This window comes from Geobacillus sp. LYN3 (assembly GCF_003064505.1).
GTDB lineage: Bacteria > Bacillota > Bacilli > Bacillales > Anoxybacillaceae > Parageobacillus_B > Parageobacillus_B toebii.
On the sequence record NZ_QCWL01000001.1, the window covers coordinates 1,758,543 to 1,773,661 of the forward strand.

Here is a 15,119-nt window from a genome sequence, read left to right on the forward strand (position 1 = left end):
CTTTTTTTCTTCCAACCGTTGAAACTCAAGGGAAAACCGTGAGTGTGGAGGATAAACTTTTGACAATACCAAGAACAACAGAGGGGGAACAAACATGGGAATTGCTATTGTCATTGCAGCCATTGTTGTCTTACTCTTGCTTATTACGGTTGCGAAAATGCATCCGTTTGTCGCCTTAATTTTGACATCGGTCGGCGTCGGTCTGGCAATGGGCATGCCGCTGATCGCTCCTTCTCCGGAGACTCCGGGTATTATCGATTCGATTAAAACCGGTCTTGGAAATACGCTTGGCTTTTTAGCAATTGTTTTGGCGCTCGGGACGATGCTTGGCAAAATGATGGCTGAATCCGGAGGTGCCGAACGGATTGCCAAAACATTAATTAACCGTTTTGGCCAAAAACGCGTCCATTGGGCAATGATGATCGTCGCGTTTTTAGTAGGTATCCCGGTATTTTTCCAAGTAGGGTTCGTGCTATTAATTCCGCTTGTATTTACGATTGCAATGGAGACGGGGATTTCGCTCGTGACGATTGGAATTCCGCTTGTTGCCGGATTGTCGGTTGTGCATGGGCTTGTGCCGCCTCATCCAGCTGCGATGGCCGCAGTCGGTATATTTAAAGCAGATGTTGGAATGACGATTCTTTACTCGATTATTGTCGGGCTGCCGACAGCGATTATCGCCGGCCCGCTCTTTGGAAAATGGATTGGGTCGCGCATGCATAAAAAAGTGCCGGCAGAAATTGCCGAACAGCTTGTACAGCATAAAGAAACGAAAGATTTGCCTGGCTTCGGAAACACATTATTCACCATTTTACTTCCTGTTATTTTGATGTTAATCGCTTCCGTTGCCAATGTAACGTTGGACCAAACGTCAGAAACATCGAAAGTGTTGCGCTTTATCGGAGATCCGATCGTCGCGCTGTTAATCGCAACGATTTATTCATTCTTCAGCCTTGGCTACGTGCGCGGCTTTAATCGCGATAAAGTGTTAAAATTTGCGAACGACTGCCTTGGTCCAGTTGCGAATATTTTACTAGTTATCGGCGCTGGCGGAGCGTTCAATAAAGTGCTCCTTGACTCAGGCATTGGCGAGCAAATTGCCGATTTAGCGAAGCATTCCCATTTGTCTCCGCTCCTATTGGGATGGGGGATTGCCGCGCTTATCCGGATCGCGACAGGTTCTGCGACGGTATCGATGATGACTGCAGCCGGCATTGTCGCCCCAATTGCCGCCAGCATGCCTGGTGTGAACACAGAATTGCTCGTATTAGCGACGGGAGCTGGATCTCTCATTCTATCACATGTCAATGACTCGGGCTTCTGGATGATTAAAGAGTATTTCGGCATGACCGTCAAAGAAACGTTGATGACATGGACTGTGATGGAGACGATTATTTCCATTGTCGCGTTTGTGTTCATCGTATTGTTGAACGCTATAGTTTAAGGAGGAACATCCCCATCAATAGGACGGGGATGTGTTTTTATGATGTGTGAAGCTGTTTTACAAGCAAAAACTCATCCCGAATCGGAATGCCGTCTGCGCTAACGAGCGGAATGCTCGGTTTCATTTGTCTTGCTTTTTCCACGGCATTTGGGAAGACTTTGACAATCTGGTAACCTCGTTTTTGATAAAAGCGCAATGCGTGTAAATTATCGTTCGTTGTGATTAAGCGGATCGTGCTACATCCATGCTGCGCGGCGAATGTTTCTACTTGTTTCAAAAGAGCGCTGCCGATTCCGTGGTTTTCGATTACGCTGTCTAGCGAAACAATCTCGCATTCCTCACCACGGATGACAAAGGTGATCAGCCCAGCTATTTCCCCATTGCCTTGGACCGCGGCAAAACCGTCCAGCTCGCTGCAATCATACACTCCCGTTGAAACGACCATTTGCGGGCTTCCCCAATGGGTGATAAAAAATTGCTTTACAGTTGAGCGGTCAAGAAGATGGGTAGGGATAATGTTCATACTCCTGACACTCCTTGCTATGATTGGTATTAATTTTATCATACAAGAAACAAGGCCTCTTTGTCTGCTTATGTCTCGGATAGGGAGGATTGTCTGGATATGAGTTGTCACAATGCTTGAAGCAAGAGCCTAGTGCGAACAAAAATATTTGCGAACGTGTTTTTTCCTATAATTTAATTAATATAAGGGCGACGCACCATTTCATAGGAATGCATGTTCTGTTTTCATATGAAAGAGCTATTAGGTATAACGCAAAGACGTGTCAGCAACATCGCAAGACATATTGTTGCTGTGCACAAGCCATTGAAGAACTTGAGAAGGATTCCAAAATAAAATGCCGAATAAAGAATTAACAGTTGCGTGTCAACAGCGAAAAGTGCGCAGTGTCTGCTTGCAAACTTTTTTACTATTATTTATTGCCCGGCAGTTGGAGGTGTAGAGAAAACGATTAGCCAAATTAGCGTCATGTTGTAATGTAAGAAATAGGAGATTAAAAACAGGAAGAAAGGAAGGGAAACGATGAAAACAACGGTGGATAAAAAGAAACTCTATATTAATGGTGAATGGGTGGAAGCAAAATCGTATACCACATTAACATCTCCTTATTCCGGCGAAGCGTTGGCAGAAATTCCTGTGGCGACGGAAGAGGAAGTCGAACAGGCGATTGCTGCAGCGTATGAAGCGAGAAAAGAAATGGCCAGCATGCCGGCATACAAACGGGCGGAGATTTTAGAAAAAGTAGTCGCACAGCTGCAAGAGCGGGCGGAAGAAGCGGCGCAGATCATTGCGCTCGAAGCGGCAAAACCGATTACAACGGCAAAAGGAGAAATAGCGCGGACGATTCAAACGTATAAATTTGCCGCGGAAGAAGCAAAACGAATTCACGGAGAAACAATTCCGCTTGACGCTGCGCCAGGCGGGGAAAATCGCGTTGCTTTCACCGTCAGAGAACCGATTGGGGTTATCGGCGCGATTACGCCATTTAACTTTCCAATGAACCTTGTTGCCCACAAACTAGGTCCAGCGATTGCTTCCGGAAATACCGTTGTGTTAAAGCCGGCAAGCCAAACGCCGCTTTCCGCGTACTTTATCGCGGAACTATTTGAAAACGCAGGGCTTCCAAAAGGAGCATTAAACGTCGTAACGGGAAGCGGCAAAACCGTTGGCGATAAAATCGTGACAGACCCTCGCATCAGCATGATCACCTTTACCGGCAGCCCGGAAGTGGGAATCGGCATTCGCAATAAAGCGGGGTTAAAGCGGGTAACACTCGAACTTGGCTCCAATTCCGCGGTCATTGTCGATGAACAAGTGGACATCGATCGAATAATTCCACGTTGCGTCTTTGGTGCGTTTTCATTCCAAGGGCAAGTATGCATTTCGCTTCAGCGCATTTACGTGCATGAAAAGCGGTATGAGGAGTTTGTCGAAAAATTTATCGCTGCGGCGAAACAATTGAAAGTGGGTGACCCATTGGATCCAAACACCGATGTTTCGGCATTAATTACGCCAAAAGACGTCGAGAGGGCATTAGAATGGATCGAGGAGGCTAAACAAGGCGGAGCGACCGTTGCGCTTGGCGGTGAACGGGACGGAAACATCCTGCTCCCAACCGTGATTTTAGACGCACAGCCAACGATGAAAGTATCGTGCCAGGAAGTATTCGCGCCAATTGTTCTCATTAACCGCGTTCGTTCGATTGAAGAGGCGATTGAGCTCGTCAATGATTCACGCTACGGATTGCAGGCAGGTGTATATACGGATAACGTACATGTCGCATGGAAAGCGGCAGAAAAATTGCATGTCGGCGGTGTACTCATCAACGATATTCCGACCTTCCGTGTCGACCATATGCCATACGGCGGCGTCAAGGAAAGCGGAGTCGGCCGCGAAGGGCTTCGTTATGCAATTGAAGAAATGACGGAATTGAAACTCGTTATTTTCAATCGCAATCGTTAATCATCATCCGTATCACCTTCGATGGTGGTACGGTTTTTTTCTGAAAAAAAGGAATTTTAGGATGCAGTGAGGAATTTAATAAAGGGAAATTGGTCAAACAAGGGGGATGAACATGGAAACAGTAGTACTTTCGTTTTCAGGAAATGTAGCCGTATTGGAACTAAATCGCCCAGATTCGTTAAACGCGATGAATGAGCAAATGCTAAATGAATTACTAGAAGCGCTGCGTGAAATTGAACAAAGCGATGCGTTGATTGTTCTCATTCGCGGAAAAGGGAGAGGATTTTCCGCCGGTGGCGATATTAAAACGATGCTAAGTGTAGATGACCCAGAAAAATTTCCTGAAATTATGAACATCATTCAAGAAGTCATTATGACATTATACAACTTGCCGAAAATCGTCGTTTCCATTGTCCATGGGCCAGCGGCGGGGTTAGGACTAAGTTTTGCTTTGACAAGCGACTATGTCATCGCGACAAAAGAAGCACGCTTAGCGATGAATTTTATCGGCATTGGCCTCATCCCAGACGGCGGCGGGCATTTTCATTTGGCGAAACGAGTCGGTGAAGTGAAAGCAAAACACATTATTTGGGAAGGAAAGCCAATGAACGCCGAAGAAGCGTACCAGCTTGGCATCGTTGACTTTGTTGCCGAAGATGAAAAACAAATCGAACAAAAAATCGCTGAATGGCAGACAAAACCGCTTCAGGCAATGATCGCCACGAAAACGTTGTACGCCAAGTTGACAAAAGATGAATTGTTAAAAGTGCTTCAGCTTGAAACAGAAGCACAGCAAAAAATGCGGCAAACCGAAGACCATCGCGAAGGCGTCCGCGCGTTTTTAGAAAAGAGGAAGCCGAAGTTTCAAGGGAAATAATAGGGCTTGCCCTTGTTTAAAATCTTTTAGACAAGGGCTGTTTTCTGTTAAGAACGTTGCTTCATAAAATGATTAATGATGTAGAAGATTCATTGTTTTTTTTTGTAAGTATTTGAAAAATTATTGACGGTACGAGGCTATCATTTAGCTAAGAATATATACCTTGCCAGTAATGGAGTTGTTGTATAGGACAGAAAAAACCGGCCAGATGTTAAGGTCGGTTTTTCATTTGAAAAGATCTTCTAAGTTGATGTGAAATCCCTTTAGCACTTCAGATCGAGCGATTCCTTTTTCCTTCAGCGCGTCCAGCTGTTGATATTGCCCTTCATCGTTTAGGAAATAAATTTGCACGATGTTTAACATTGGATTAACGATCCAGTATTCGTTTACGCCATATTGCATATATAAGTTCAGTTTAAAAACGAGATCGTGGGATTGGTTAGAGGGGCTTAATATTTCGATGATGAGTGTTGGAACTCCAACAAATTTATTTTCCATCAATCCGCTCTTATCGCATATAACCGATAAATCAGGGACCACTATTTTCGTTCCTTCCATTTTATCGTTTTTTAGTTCTATGTCAAAAGGTGCGTGGAACACTTCACAATCTTTGCCTTCTAAAAAATTGAATAATTTAGCGTGAAGTCTTCCTGAAATTCGTTGATGTTTAGTAGAAGGCGATGGTGACATAAAGACAATGCCGTCAATATATTCTAATATCCTTTCAGTATTTTCTCTCATTTTGTAAAATTCTTCGAGAGAGACAAAATCTTGCTCGGGGAAGCTCATAACAACATCCACCCCCTTTGTTTTTGCTTCTTGCTTATATTATAAACGACGATTATTCGTTTTAATTATGTTTTTTCAGAACATGGCATTGTTTTTTCAAAAAGTTGATCGCAAAAATGATTTACTAGCATTGAATCATGGATAAGACTCTTAGACATAATTTTTTCTGCAGGAATTTTGTGGATATATTGTGAAGACTTATATGAAGCTACTTTATGGAGAAAGGTGAGGAAAATGCTGCATACACTTTCAGTTCCCATTATCCAAGCACCAATGGCTGGAGGAGTTTCAACTCCAAAGCTAGCCGCGGCTGTATCGAATGCAGGTGGGCTCGGATTTTTAGCTGGAGGTTATAAAACGGCGGAAGAGATGCGAAAGGAGATTATGACGATTCGCACACTAACGGATGCCCCGGTTGGTGTCAATGTGTTTGTGCCAAATGAAGAGGATGTTGATATGGAAGCACTTCTTCGCTATCAACAAGTATTGGAAAAAGAAGCAGAGCGTTTTAGTGTGACGCTTGGGGAAGCAAAATGGGATGATGACGATTGGGAAGCGAAACTCTCTGTTTTGTATGAAGAAAAAGTCCCTGTCGTTAGTTTCACATTTGGCTGCCCTTCGTCTGATATCATCGCAAAACTGAAAGACAATGGTTCGTTTGTTATTGTGACTGTTACATCAACGGAAGAAGCATTGATAGCGGCACAGCAAGGAGCGGACGCGTTATGTGTGCAAGGGCCGGAGGCGGGAGGACACCGCGCGACGTTTCGCAATGATGAAACGGCAGATGAGAATGTAAGTTTGCTTGTGTTGCTGCAGCAAATTCGCGAGGCAGTAGACCTCCCGCTCATTGCCGCTGGCGGCATCATGCATGGACGCGATATTGCCGCGGTGCTTGCGGCCGGAGCGAGCGCTGCCCAATTGGGCACAGCATTTTTACGCTGCCCGGAAAGTGGGGCGAATCCGTTGCATAAGAACGCGCTCATTGACCCGCAATTTCAAGCAACTGCCGTCACCCGTGCGTTTACAGGACGTCCTGCGCGCGGATTAGTAAATCGTTTCCTGATCGAATATGATAATCTGGCTCCTGCGGCATATCCGTACATTCACCATATGACAAAGCATCTCCGCAAAGCCGCCGCCCAAGCAAACGATCCGCAGGCGATGTCATTATGGGCTGGGCAAGGCTATCGCCTAGCGAAAGACATGCCGGCGGGGGAGATTGTAAGGTTATTGATGGAGGAGGTTCGGGAAACGATAGACCAGATAAATGGATTCATGAAATATGATTAAAAAGCTCATGCTATCAAATGTTATCGACCGTTGTTTAAAAGAGATCACGAAAAAGTTGAAAGCATTTCGAAATTAACATTCATTCTACATGTGCCAGCACGCTTCGTGCCGGCGCATTGCTATGTCAAGCGATGGACGGTTCTATTTTTTAAGAAAGTATCGCATTGGACTTTTTAGAAATGATGGAAATAATCATCTTCGAGCAAAAAATTATATGAACGAGCGGGTGCATTTTCCATAGGCTCATCTTGACAGCAAATCGGCTCCTTGTTCTTGCATTGATGAAAAATGACCGCAAATCAATGAGCTTGTCCGCTTGCCCCCCTTCCTTGTTTATTGATAGAAATGAAAGCGCTTATTTAAATATTTCCAGCAAAAATTTTTATTAATTTTTTTTGGATTGTACGGTAAAATCAATAGTGGTAAAAAGTTTATTTAGCACGGGGAGATGGATGAGTGGGATCTGAAATCTTGCAATTTTTCAAGCGATCAACGTGGAAAAGAATCGTTATTTTTTCTATTTTAATTTTCATTCTCTATTTAGTTCGAAGCATTTTAAATATTATTTTGCTTACTTTTATTTTTTCCTTTTTAATGAATGGACTCGTTGACTTTATCGCGAAAAGAATTTGCGTCAATCGGAAACTAGTCGTGCTGCTACTGTATGCCGCAGTCGTTTCCATTCTTGTCTACGGCGTTGTCAAGTATTTGCCTGTCGTCGTCAACGAGATTTCGCAGCTGATCAAACAGCTTACGGAATTTTATTCGAAGCCCCAAGATAACATTGTGTTTAATTACATTATCGCGCTGCTGAAGCAATATGAAATTACTACTTATTTGAATTTTGGAATGACGTATTTAATCAAATATTTCAGCGATATTGGCAGCGTCGGCCTGCAAATTTTGCTTGCGTTAATTTTAAGTTTATTTTTTCTTCTGGAAAAAGAGAGGATTATTTCGTTCACCAATCGTTTTAAATATAGCAAAATCGGCCCTTTTTATGATGAGTTAGAATATTTCGGAAAAAAGTTTGCCCGCACATTTGGGAAAGTCATTGAGGCACAATTCATCATCGCTACGATTAATATGGCGATTACGGTAGCGTTCTTGTGGATAATGGGATTTCCGCAATTATTCGGGCTGGGGATATTAATCTTTTTTCTCGGTTTGATTCCGGTTGCGGGCGTGATCATTTCATTGTTTCCGCTATGCTTTATCGCTTATAGCATAGGCGGAGTAATGAAAGTCGTGTACGTTCTCATGATGATCGCCGTTGTTCACGCGCTCGAAGCGTATGTTTTAAATCCAAAATTGATGTCCTCGAAGACGAATTTGCCTGTTTTTTATACATTTATCGTTTTGATTTTTTCAGAGCACTTTTTTGGGGTATGGGGGCTGATTTTAGGGATTCCCGTATTTGTATTTATTCTTGATGTATTAGGAGTAAAGACGGTGCAGGGAAAACAGGATGATGAATAAGTGCAAAAATGGAGACATGCAAGGCGAAAATAGATAAGCGAAACTAAAATAGCGCGCCGGTGCATTAGCCCCGGCGCAGTTCTTTTTCCGCTTGATTCCACTTTTTGAGTTTTTTCACGAGCGTGGAATGATCGATCCCTAGCTGTTGCGCTGCTTTTCGCAGCGATGTATGTTTTTCGATTGCTTCATAGATGAGGCGTCTTTCGAACTGTTCGACCCGTTCTTTGAGTGTGAGCGGAGATGTGGCTGCCGTTTGGTCATAAATGTGCAATGGAAGGTCGTGAGGTTCGATGAGTTGGGATGGGATGGAAACGACCATATTTTCCATCAAGTTTTTCAGCTCTCTTACATTTCCCGGCCAGTGATAACGTTGCAAAATCTCTTTTGTTTTAGGAGATAAATGTTTATTGATGCGATATAGTTTGCAATAAAATGAAAAATAATGGTCAATTAACGGCTCGATATCTTCAGGTCGTTCAGCCAATGGAGGAATATACATTTCGATGACCTGTAGCCGATAATATAAATCTTCACGAAATTTTCCTTGTGAAATAAGCTCTTTCAAATTTTGGTTTGTTGCGGCGATAATACGCACATCTAGTTTTTTTGTTTTATGGCTTCCGATTCGTTGAACTTGTTTTTCTTGCAATACTCTCAGCAGCTTTACTTGCAAGGATAATGGCATTTCCCCGATTTCATCAAGCATAATGGTTCCTTTGTCTGCTAGTTCCAGTAGGCCGATTTTTCCGTCTTGTCGCGCTCCTGTAAATGCTCCCTTTTCATAACCGAATAATTCGGATTCAAGTAATGGTTCTGGTATAGCCCCACAGTTTACTTTAATAAACGGTTTATTTTTTCGCGGACTTAGATGATGAATCAAGTTGGCAATGACTTCTTTCCCTACGCCAGATGGACCGGTTAGTAAAACAGTAGTAGGGTAAGGAGCAACTTGTTCGACTTTATCAAAAAGATGTTTCATAGACGGGCTGCGAAAGACGATTTGTTCCTTTGAGCCATCGACGGAAAAAGTATAGCGGTGTTGGCTCATTTCCGAGAAACTTTTTGCTTTTTCTAATTCTGCTTTCATTTGGATGAGATGAGAGATGTCCCGAACGCTTGTCACGACCATTTCAATATCTCCCTGCTCGTTGAAAACAGGGTTTCCAGTGACAATGACATCTTTTTTTCCACCTATTTTTTGCAAAATGGAAATTCGTTTTTTTTGTTGTAAAACGAGAAGAGAGACCGATTGATCAAAATACCCTTTTTTTACTAAATCATACATATGCTTTCCGACAAGTTCTTCGCGGCGAAATCCTGTAATGGCTTCGTAAGCGGAATTTACCATGATCGTAATGCCGTTTTGGTCGACAACATAAATGCCATCTGTAGAAAATTCAATAATTGTTTCCATTTGCTTAAGAAGAGTATGGTAGTGTTCCATTTGCGATATATCTTCGAGGACACCGATCGCTCCAATTAGTTCGCCATTTCGGTACAACGGAGTTCGATTGACGAGACATTGGCGTCCCGCGATGTTCATCTTTACTCCAATCGAACTTGTTCCGTTCTCTAACACATGAGGAAGCTGAGTAGTTGGAATAAGATCTCGAATATCTTTTCCTTCCCAATTTTCGTTTTCTATCTGGAGAAGTTTTTTGGCAGAAGCGTTGATTAATAAAATTTTCCCGTTTCGATCTACAACAATGACCCCGTTATGGAGGGAGAAAAAAATGTTCTCCCATATATGCGGATCGATGATTGTTTGTTTCATACAGAGGACCTCCTTATTTTTTGTTAATGGTGAAAAAATTCAACATGTGGTGAAAAAAATCACTACTAATCCTATTCGATGTTTTTTCAAGCTTTTCCTTTTTTACGGTGATTTTTTTCACCATATTTATTGTTTATATGTTAAAAAATTATTTATTTTATGGATATATTAAGTCTTGGCACAGTATTTGCATTATTATCGGTTGAACAAAAAGAAAGGAGGGGGAGCGAATGAGCGGAGAAACGAAAGGATTATTTATCGATGGAAAATGGGTAAAAAAGCAAAGAACGTATGAATTATGCGCTCCTTATGATGGACAATTATTAGCGCGCATCAGTATGGCAGATGCGGGCGATGTGGAAAAAGCGATTTCAGGGGCGCAGCGGGCTTTTCAAACGATGAAGAACTTACCTGCTTATCAACGTTCGGAAATTTTATTTCGGGTTGTGCAGTTATTGAAAGAGCGCAAGGAAGAGATGGCACGAATTGTCGCCAAGGAAGCAGGAAAGCCGATTCGCGCCGCACGGGGAGAGCTGGAGAGAACGATCGCAACATACCAATTTGCGGCGGAAGAGGCAAAACGGATTTATGGGGAAACGATTCCGATGGATGCCGCTCCCGGCGGAGAAGGCCGCATTGGCATGACGTGGCGCGAACCGTTGGGAGTTGTCGTGGCGATTACCCCTTTCAATTTTCCATTTAATCTAGTTGCCCATAAACTTGGCCCGGCTTTTGCCGCAGGGAATACAGTAGTATTAAAGCCGGCGGAACAAACCCCTTTAAGCGCGCTAGTGATCGCTGAAATTTTTCAAGAAGCAGGCCTTCCGGATGGGGCGTTGCAAGTCATCACGGGAAGCGGTAGGGAACTTAGCGATGCTTTGTTAACGGATGAACGGGTGAAAAAAATTACGTTTACCGGCAGTGCGTCAGTCGGAAAACTGATTAAGCAGAAAGCAGGATTAAGAAAAGTGACGCTCGAACTTGGTTCGAACGCGGCGTTAATTGTCGAACCGGATGTTGTGCTGGACAAAGTCATTCCGCGATGTGTGGAAGGAGCGTTTTCTTACGCCGGCCAAGTGTGTATTTCGCTTCAGCGCGTTTATGTACATGAAACGATTTACGAAGAATTTTGCAAACGCTTTATTGAACGGGCCAAACAGCTCAAAGTCGGCGATCCTTTAGATGAAGACACGGACATTAGCGCAATGATTCACCAAAGAGAGGCGGAGCGCATTGAATCATGGGTGGAAGAAGCGGTTCAATCCGGAGCGAAAATTGGATTAGGCGGCGTACGCAATGGATCGGTGTATTCACCGACGGTTTTGCTTGACGTAAAGCGGGACATGGCCGTCTCGTGCCAGGAAGTTTTTGCGCCGGTTGTGTCGATCGTTCCGTATCGAGAATTACAAGAGGCGATTGAAATGGTCAATGATTCGGTATACGGACTGAATATCGGAATTTATACAACGAATATCCAGCACGCTTTATATGCAGCGCGGCACATTGAGTCTGGCGCCGTGATCGTCAATGATATCCCTACGTTCCGCGTTGACCATATGCCGTATGGGGGAGTAAAAGAAAGCGGTTACGGACGTGAAGGGATTAAATATGCTGTACAAGAAATGACGGAATTAAAATTGGTTTCGATAAAAACAGATTTTTAAAAGGGGAGTGGAAAGGTTTATGTCCAACATGATAAAACAGCGTCCAAAGCTTTATGTAATGGATAACGGAAGAATGAGAATGGATAAAAACTGGATGATTGCTATGCATAATCCAGCGACGATTCATAACCCGAATGCGCAAACGGAGTTTGTGGAGTTTCCGATTTATACAGTTTTAATTGATCATCCAGAAGGAAAAATCTTGTTTGATACAGCTTGTAATCCAAATTCGATGGGACCTCAAGGGAGATGGGCGGAAGCGACTCAACAAATGTTTCCGTGGACGGCAAGCGAAGAATGCTATCTTCACAATCGGCTAGAGCAGTTAAAAGTAAGACCGGAAGATATTAAATATGTCGTTGCTTCGCATTTACATTTGGATCACGCGGGATGCCTAGAAATGTTTACAAACGCGACGATCATTGTACATGAAGACGAATTCAATGGCGCTCTTCAATGTTATGCTCGTAACCAAAAGGAAGGCGCATATATTTGGGCCGACATTGATGCATGGATTAAAAATAACCTTCAATGGCGCACAGTGAAACGTCATGAAGATAATATTATTCTCGCTGAGGGGGTCAAAATTTTAAACTTTGGAAGCGGCCATGCGTGGGGAATGCTTGGATTGCATGTGGAGCTTCCAGAGACGGGCGGGATCATTCTCGCTTCGGATGCGATTTATACGGCGGAAAGCTACGGGCCGCCAATTAAGCCGCCAGGCATTATTTATGACTCCCTTGGTTATATGAATACGGTCGAACGAATTCGGAGAATTGCACGGGAAACGAACTCGCAAGTATGGTTCGGTCATGATTCTGAGCAATTCAAAAAGTTCCGCAAATCTACGGAAGGCTATTACGAGTAAGAAAGGAGAAGTGAAATGAGTGTTTCGCGAATTGTATTTACATCGCTGAACTATGTCGGATGGGGCGCGTTGGACAACTTGCTTCCTGAAGTGGAACGATTTTCTCCAAAGAAAATATTAGTCGTTACGGATCCAGCGTTAGAGAAAATCGGCCTCGTTCAGCGTGTGACCAATCCGCTTGTGGAACGTGGATATGATGTTGAGATTTATACGGATGTAGTGCCGGAACCGCCGCTGGAGACAGGAGAAAAATTAGTTTCCTTTACGAGGGAAGGAAAGTTTGACCTCATTATCGGCGTGGGCGGCGGAAGCGCGATGGACTTGGCGAAATTAGCGGCGGTGCTGGCCGTGCATGAAGGAAAAGTAGGCGATTACCTCAATTTGACAGGAACGAGAAATATCGAGAAAAAAGGGTTGCCGAAAATATTAATTCCGACTACATCAGGGACTGGGTCAGAAGTGACAAATATCTCGGTGCTCTCTTTAGATACGACAAAAGATGTGGTGACACATGATTATTTATTAGCGGATGTAGCGATTGTCGACCCGCAATTAACCGTTTCCGTTCCGCCGCGCGTTACGGCCGCGACAGGAATTGATGCACTGACCCATGCGGTCGAAGCGTATGTATCCGTCAATGCGAGCCCGACGTCAGACGGGTTGGCGCTGCAGGCCATACGTTTGATTGCGCGGTCATTGCGGAAAGCGGTGGAAAACGGGACGGACAAGCAGGCGCGGATCGATATGAGCAATGGCAGCTATTTGGCTGGATTGGCGTTCTTCAATGCGGGCGTCGCAGGAGTTCATGCGCTTGCTTATCCGTTAGGGGGGCAGTTTCATATTCCGCACGGCGAATCGAATGCGGTATTGCTTTCGTATGTGATGGGATACATTCGCAAAAGCTGCACGAAGCGGATGGCTGATATTTTAAATGCGCTAGGGGGAAACTCAAGTTTTCTTTCCGAAGAGGAAGCTTCCTATCGGTGCGTCGAAGAACTGGAGCGAATCGTCCGTGATGTCGGCATCCCGAGAACGCTCGGCGGATTTAACATTCCAGAGAGCGCATTGGAAAGCTTAACGAAAGATGCCGCTCAGCAGAAACGACTGCTTGCACGTAGTCCGCTTCCGCTGTTAGAGGACGATATACGGACGATTTACCAATCCGCTTTTCAAGGTGTGATAACAGAACCGAAATAATAGGGTGCGTTTGGATTTGCGTAAATACATGAGTATTCCACGCTTGTGAGCAGGCAAAGAGGCGATTCGAGTTGAGAAAAAATAACTTGCTATAATATCGTTAAGCGGCGAAGGGAAGCAGACAGCTTCCCTTCGCTCTTATTCGAGCGTCATATGCGGTTTTGTATAAAACGCAACACTTCATAAGCGCGATCACCGATTAATTGAATCAGCTGCTCCAACATCGCGTCGTGCTGCAAATCAAGTTCTACGATCCGTCTGGCCAGTTCAAGAGCTTTTGGATCCATGTTCATTCCCCCCGTTTCTTCATTCGTATCCCGTACTGTTCATATTCGCGCCGCAATCCACTCACCGTCCATTGTTTTAGTGCAGCAGAGTCGTGAAACAAGCCAGTTTGCAACAGCTTATCAATATAAAATCGCTTTTGTTTCGTAATTGCTGCGCGCATCAGTTTTCCCATCTTTTTTCCCTACGCGTATTTATTTCTTTTAATATACGATGTTTTTCTTCATATTACATTAATTTTGTTAAGCCACTTTACAATAAAATTAAAAAATATGTTAATTTTCTTTACAAAAATAATTATGAATGGCGAAAAATCAGTATAATTATGTTAGAAGATATAACATAGCGGGGTGGAGAGGGTGACGAATAAAGATGATTCCTATAAATTTAAAAAAGTGATCTCTATCGGCATCGTTAGTGAATTAACCGGGTTATCGCAGCGGCAAATCCGCTATTATGAAGAGCGGAAGTTGATTTTTCCTGATCGTTCGAAAGGAATTCGCAAATATTCGTTCGCCGATGTCGAACAGTTAATGCAGATTGCCAATAAGCGGGAAGAAGGGGTTTCGACATGGGAAATCCGCCAAGAAATGACAAAAGAACTGCGGGAAAAAATGTTAAAGGGACAGATGAACGCCCATTTCCGTTTTCGTCCGTAAAACCATCCCCCTCCTTTTGTAAAGGAGAGGGATTTTTTAAACAATGATTAAAAAACTAACAAAATATCCTTGTAATATTCGGCGATAAAAAAGCTTGTCATATCGAGGTGTCCCCTTGAATCATTCTTTGTTGTCGAAAGAAGCCAGCTTCGAGTAAAGCAATGTTGCCGGACGATCTGAAGAAAGCTGGCGGTGGTATTGTTCGACATGGCTGTAATAGTGCGTGATTTGCGGAGAGTCAACTACCCAACGGCTAAAGCCGTGGGCTTGCAACTAGCCTAATTGGCTGCCGCGTTCGGCTGGTTGAC

General features: G+C 43.8%; 14 protein-coding genes. 9 read left to right on the forward strand and 5 right to left on the reverse strand.

The features are described 5' to 3' along the window. Nucleotides 1-94: 94 nt before the first annotated feature. Nucleotides 95-1,444, forward strand: coding sequence for a GntP family permease (locus DCC82_RS09150; protein ID WP_015863754.1), 1,350 nt, complete (start codon nucleotides 95-97; stop codon nucleotides 1,442-1,444). 37 nt (nucleotides 1,445-1,481) lie between these two features. Here the strand turns inward: DCC82_RS09150 and DCC82_RS09155 are convergent, their stop codons facing one another. After that, nucleotides 1,482-1,967 carry a GNAT family N-acetyltransferase gene (locus DCC82_RS09155; RefSeq protein WP_015863755.1) on the reverse strand — a complete coding sequence of 162 codons (486 nt, stop codon included), beginning with the start codon at nucleotides 1,965-1,967 and terminating at the stop codon, nucleotides 1,482-1,484. 519 nt (nucleotides 1,968-2,486) lie between these two features. On the opposite strand from DCC82_RS09155, the gene DCC82_RS09160 reads away from it, so the two are divergent. Both DCC82_RS09160 and DCC82_RS09165 read left to right on the forward strand, forming a co-directional pair. Continuing rightward, nucleotides 2,487-3,926 (forward strand): aldehyde dehydrogenase family protein, encoded by a 1,440-nt coding sequence (locus tag DCC82_RS09160; protein WP_097354441.1) that lies wholly within the window; start codon nucleotides 2,487-2,489, stop codon nucleotides 3,924-3,926. 112 nt (nucleotides 3,927-4,038) lie between these two features. Next, complete coding sequence (locus DCC82_RS09165; RefSeq protein WP_097354442.1) at nucleotides 4,039-4,803, forward strand: enoyl-CoA hydratase; 765 nt, start codon at nucleotides 4,039-4,041, stop codon at nucleotides 4,801-4,803. Nucleotides 4,804-5,028: 225 nt separating this feature from the next. Here DCC82_RS09165 and DCC82_RS09170 read toward each other — a convergent pair whose 3' ends face one another. After that, the gene (locus tag DCC82_RS09170; protein ID WP_097354443.1) at nucleotides 5,029-5,592 is read right to left on the reverse strand and encodes a Uma2 family endonuclease; all 564 of its coding nucleotides are present in this window, start codon (nucleotides 5,590-5,592) and stop codon (nucleotides 5,029-5,031) included. A gap of 234 nt (nucleotides 5,593-5,826) precedes the next feature. On the opposite strand from DCC82_RS09170, the gene DCC82_RS09175 reads away from it, so the two are divergent. Further along, entirely contained in the window at nucleotides 5,827-6,885 is a 1,059-nt protein-coding gene (locus DCC82_RS09175) for a nitronate monooxygenase (protein ID WP_097354444.1), read from the forward strand. Between the two features lie 456 nt (nucleotides 6,886-7,341). After that, a complete protein-coding gene (locus tag DCC82_RS09180; protein WP_097354445.1) occupies nucleotides 7,342-8,364 on the forward strand; it encodes an AI-2E family transporter in 1,023 nt (340 codons plus the stop codon). 64 nt (nucleotides 8,365-8,428) lie between these two features. Here the strand turns inward: DCC82_RS09180 and DCC82_RS09185 are convergent, their stop codons facing one another. After that, nucleotides 8,429-10,138: a sigma-54 interaction domain-containing protein gene (locus DCC82_RS09185; RefSeq protein ID WP_097354446.1), complete on the reverse strand. Its 1,710-nt coding sequence runs from the start codon at nucleotides 10,136-10,138 to the stop codon at nucleotides 8,429-8,431. Between the two features lie 230 nt (nucleotides 10,139-10,368). Here DCC82_RS09185 and DCC82_RS09190 point away from each other — a divergent pair, with 230 nt between their 5' ends. From DCC82_RS09190 to DCC82_RS09200, 3 genes are read left to right on the forward strand one after another with little or no spacing between them, the layout of a single operon-like run. Further along, nucleotides 10,369-11,802, forward strand: a complete 1,434-nt coding sequence (locus tag DCC82_RS09190) for an aldehyde dehydrogenase family protein (RefSeq protein WP_097354447.1) — start codon at nucleotides 10,369-10,371, stop codon at nucleotides 11,800-11,802. Nucleotides 11,803-11,821: 19 nt separating this feature from the next. Continuing rightward, the gene (gene ahlS, locus DCC82_RS09195; protein WP_015863763.1) at nucleotides 11,822-12,670 is read left to right on the forward strand and encodes an AhlS family quorum-quenching N-acyl homoserine lactonase; all 849 of its coding nucleotides are present in this window, start codon (nucleotides 11,822-11,824) and stop codon (nucleotides 12,668-12,670) included. 15 nt (nucleotides 12,671-12,685) lie between these two features. After that, nucleotides 12,686-13,867, forward strand: a complete 1,182-nt coding sequence (locus DCC82_RS09200; protein ID WP_097354448.1) for an iron-containing alcohol dehydrogenase — start codon at nucleotides 12,686-12,688, stop codon at nucleotides 13,865-13,867. 149 nt (nucleotides 13,868-14,016) lie between these two features. On the opposite strand, the gene DCC82_RS17635 is transcribed toward DCC82_RS09200, so the two are convergent. Together DCC82_RS17635 and DCC82_RS09205 are read right to left on the reverse strand one after the other, a co-directional pair. Further along, nucleotides 14,017-14,154, reverse strand: a complete 138-nt coding sequence (locus DCC82_RS17635; protein WP_187252155.1) for a hypothetical protein — start codon at nucleotides 14,152-14,154, stop codon at nucleotides 14,017-14,019. 2 nt (nucleotides 14,155-14,156) lie between these two features. After that, nucleotides 14,157-14,327, reverse strand: a complete 171-nt coding sequence (locus DCC82_RS09205; RefSeq protein ID WP_097354449.1) for a Fur-regulated basic protein FbpA — start codon at nucleotides 14,325-14,327, stop codon at nucleotides 14,157-14,159. A 184-nt stretch (nucleotides 14,328-14,511) separates the two neighbouring features. On the opposite strand from DCC82_RS09205, the gene DCC82_RS09210 reads away from it, so the two are divergent. Further along, nucleotides 14,512-14,811 (forward strand): MerR family transcriptional regulator, encoded by a 300-nt coding sequence (locus DCC82_RS09210; protein ID WP_015863767.1) that lies wholly within the window; start codon nucleotides 14,512-14,514, stop codon nucleotides 14,809-14,811. Nucleotides 14,812-15,119: the final 308 nt, after the last annotated feature.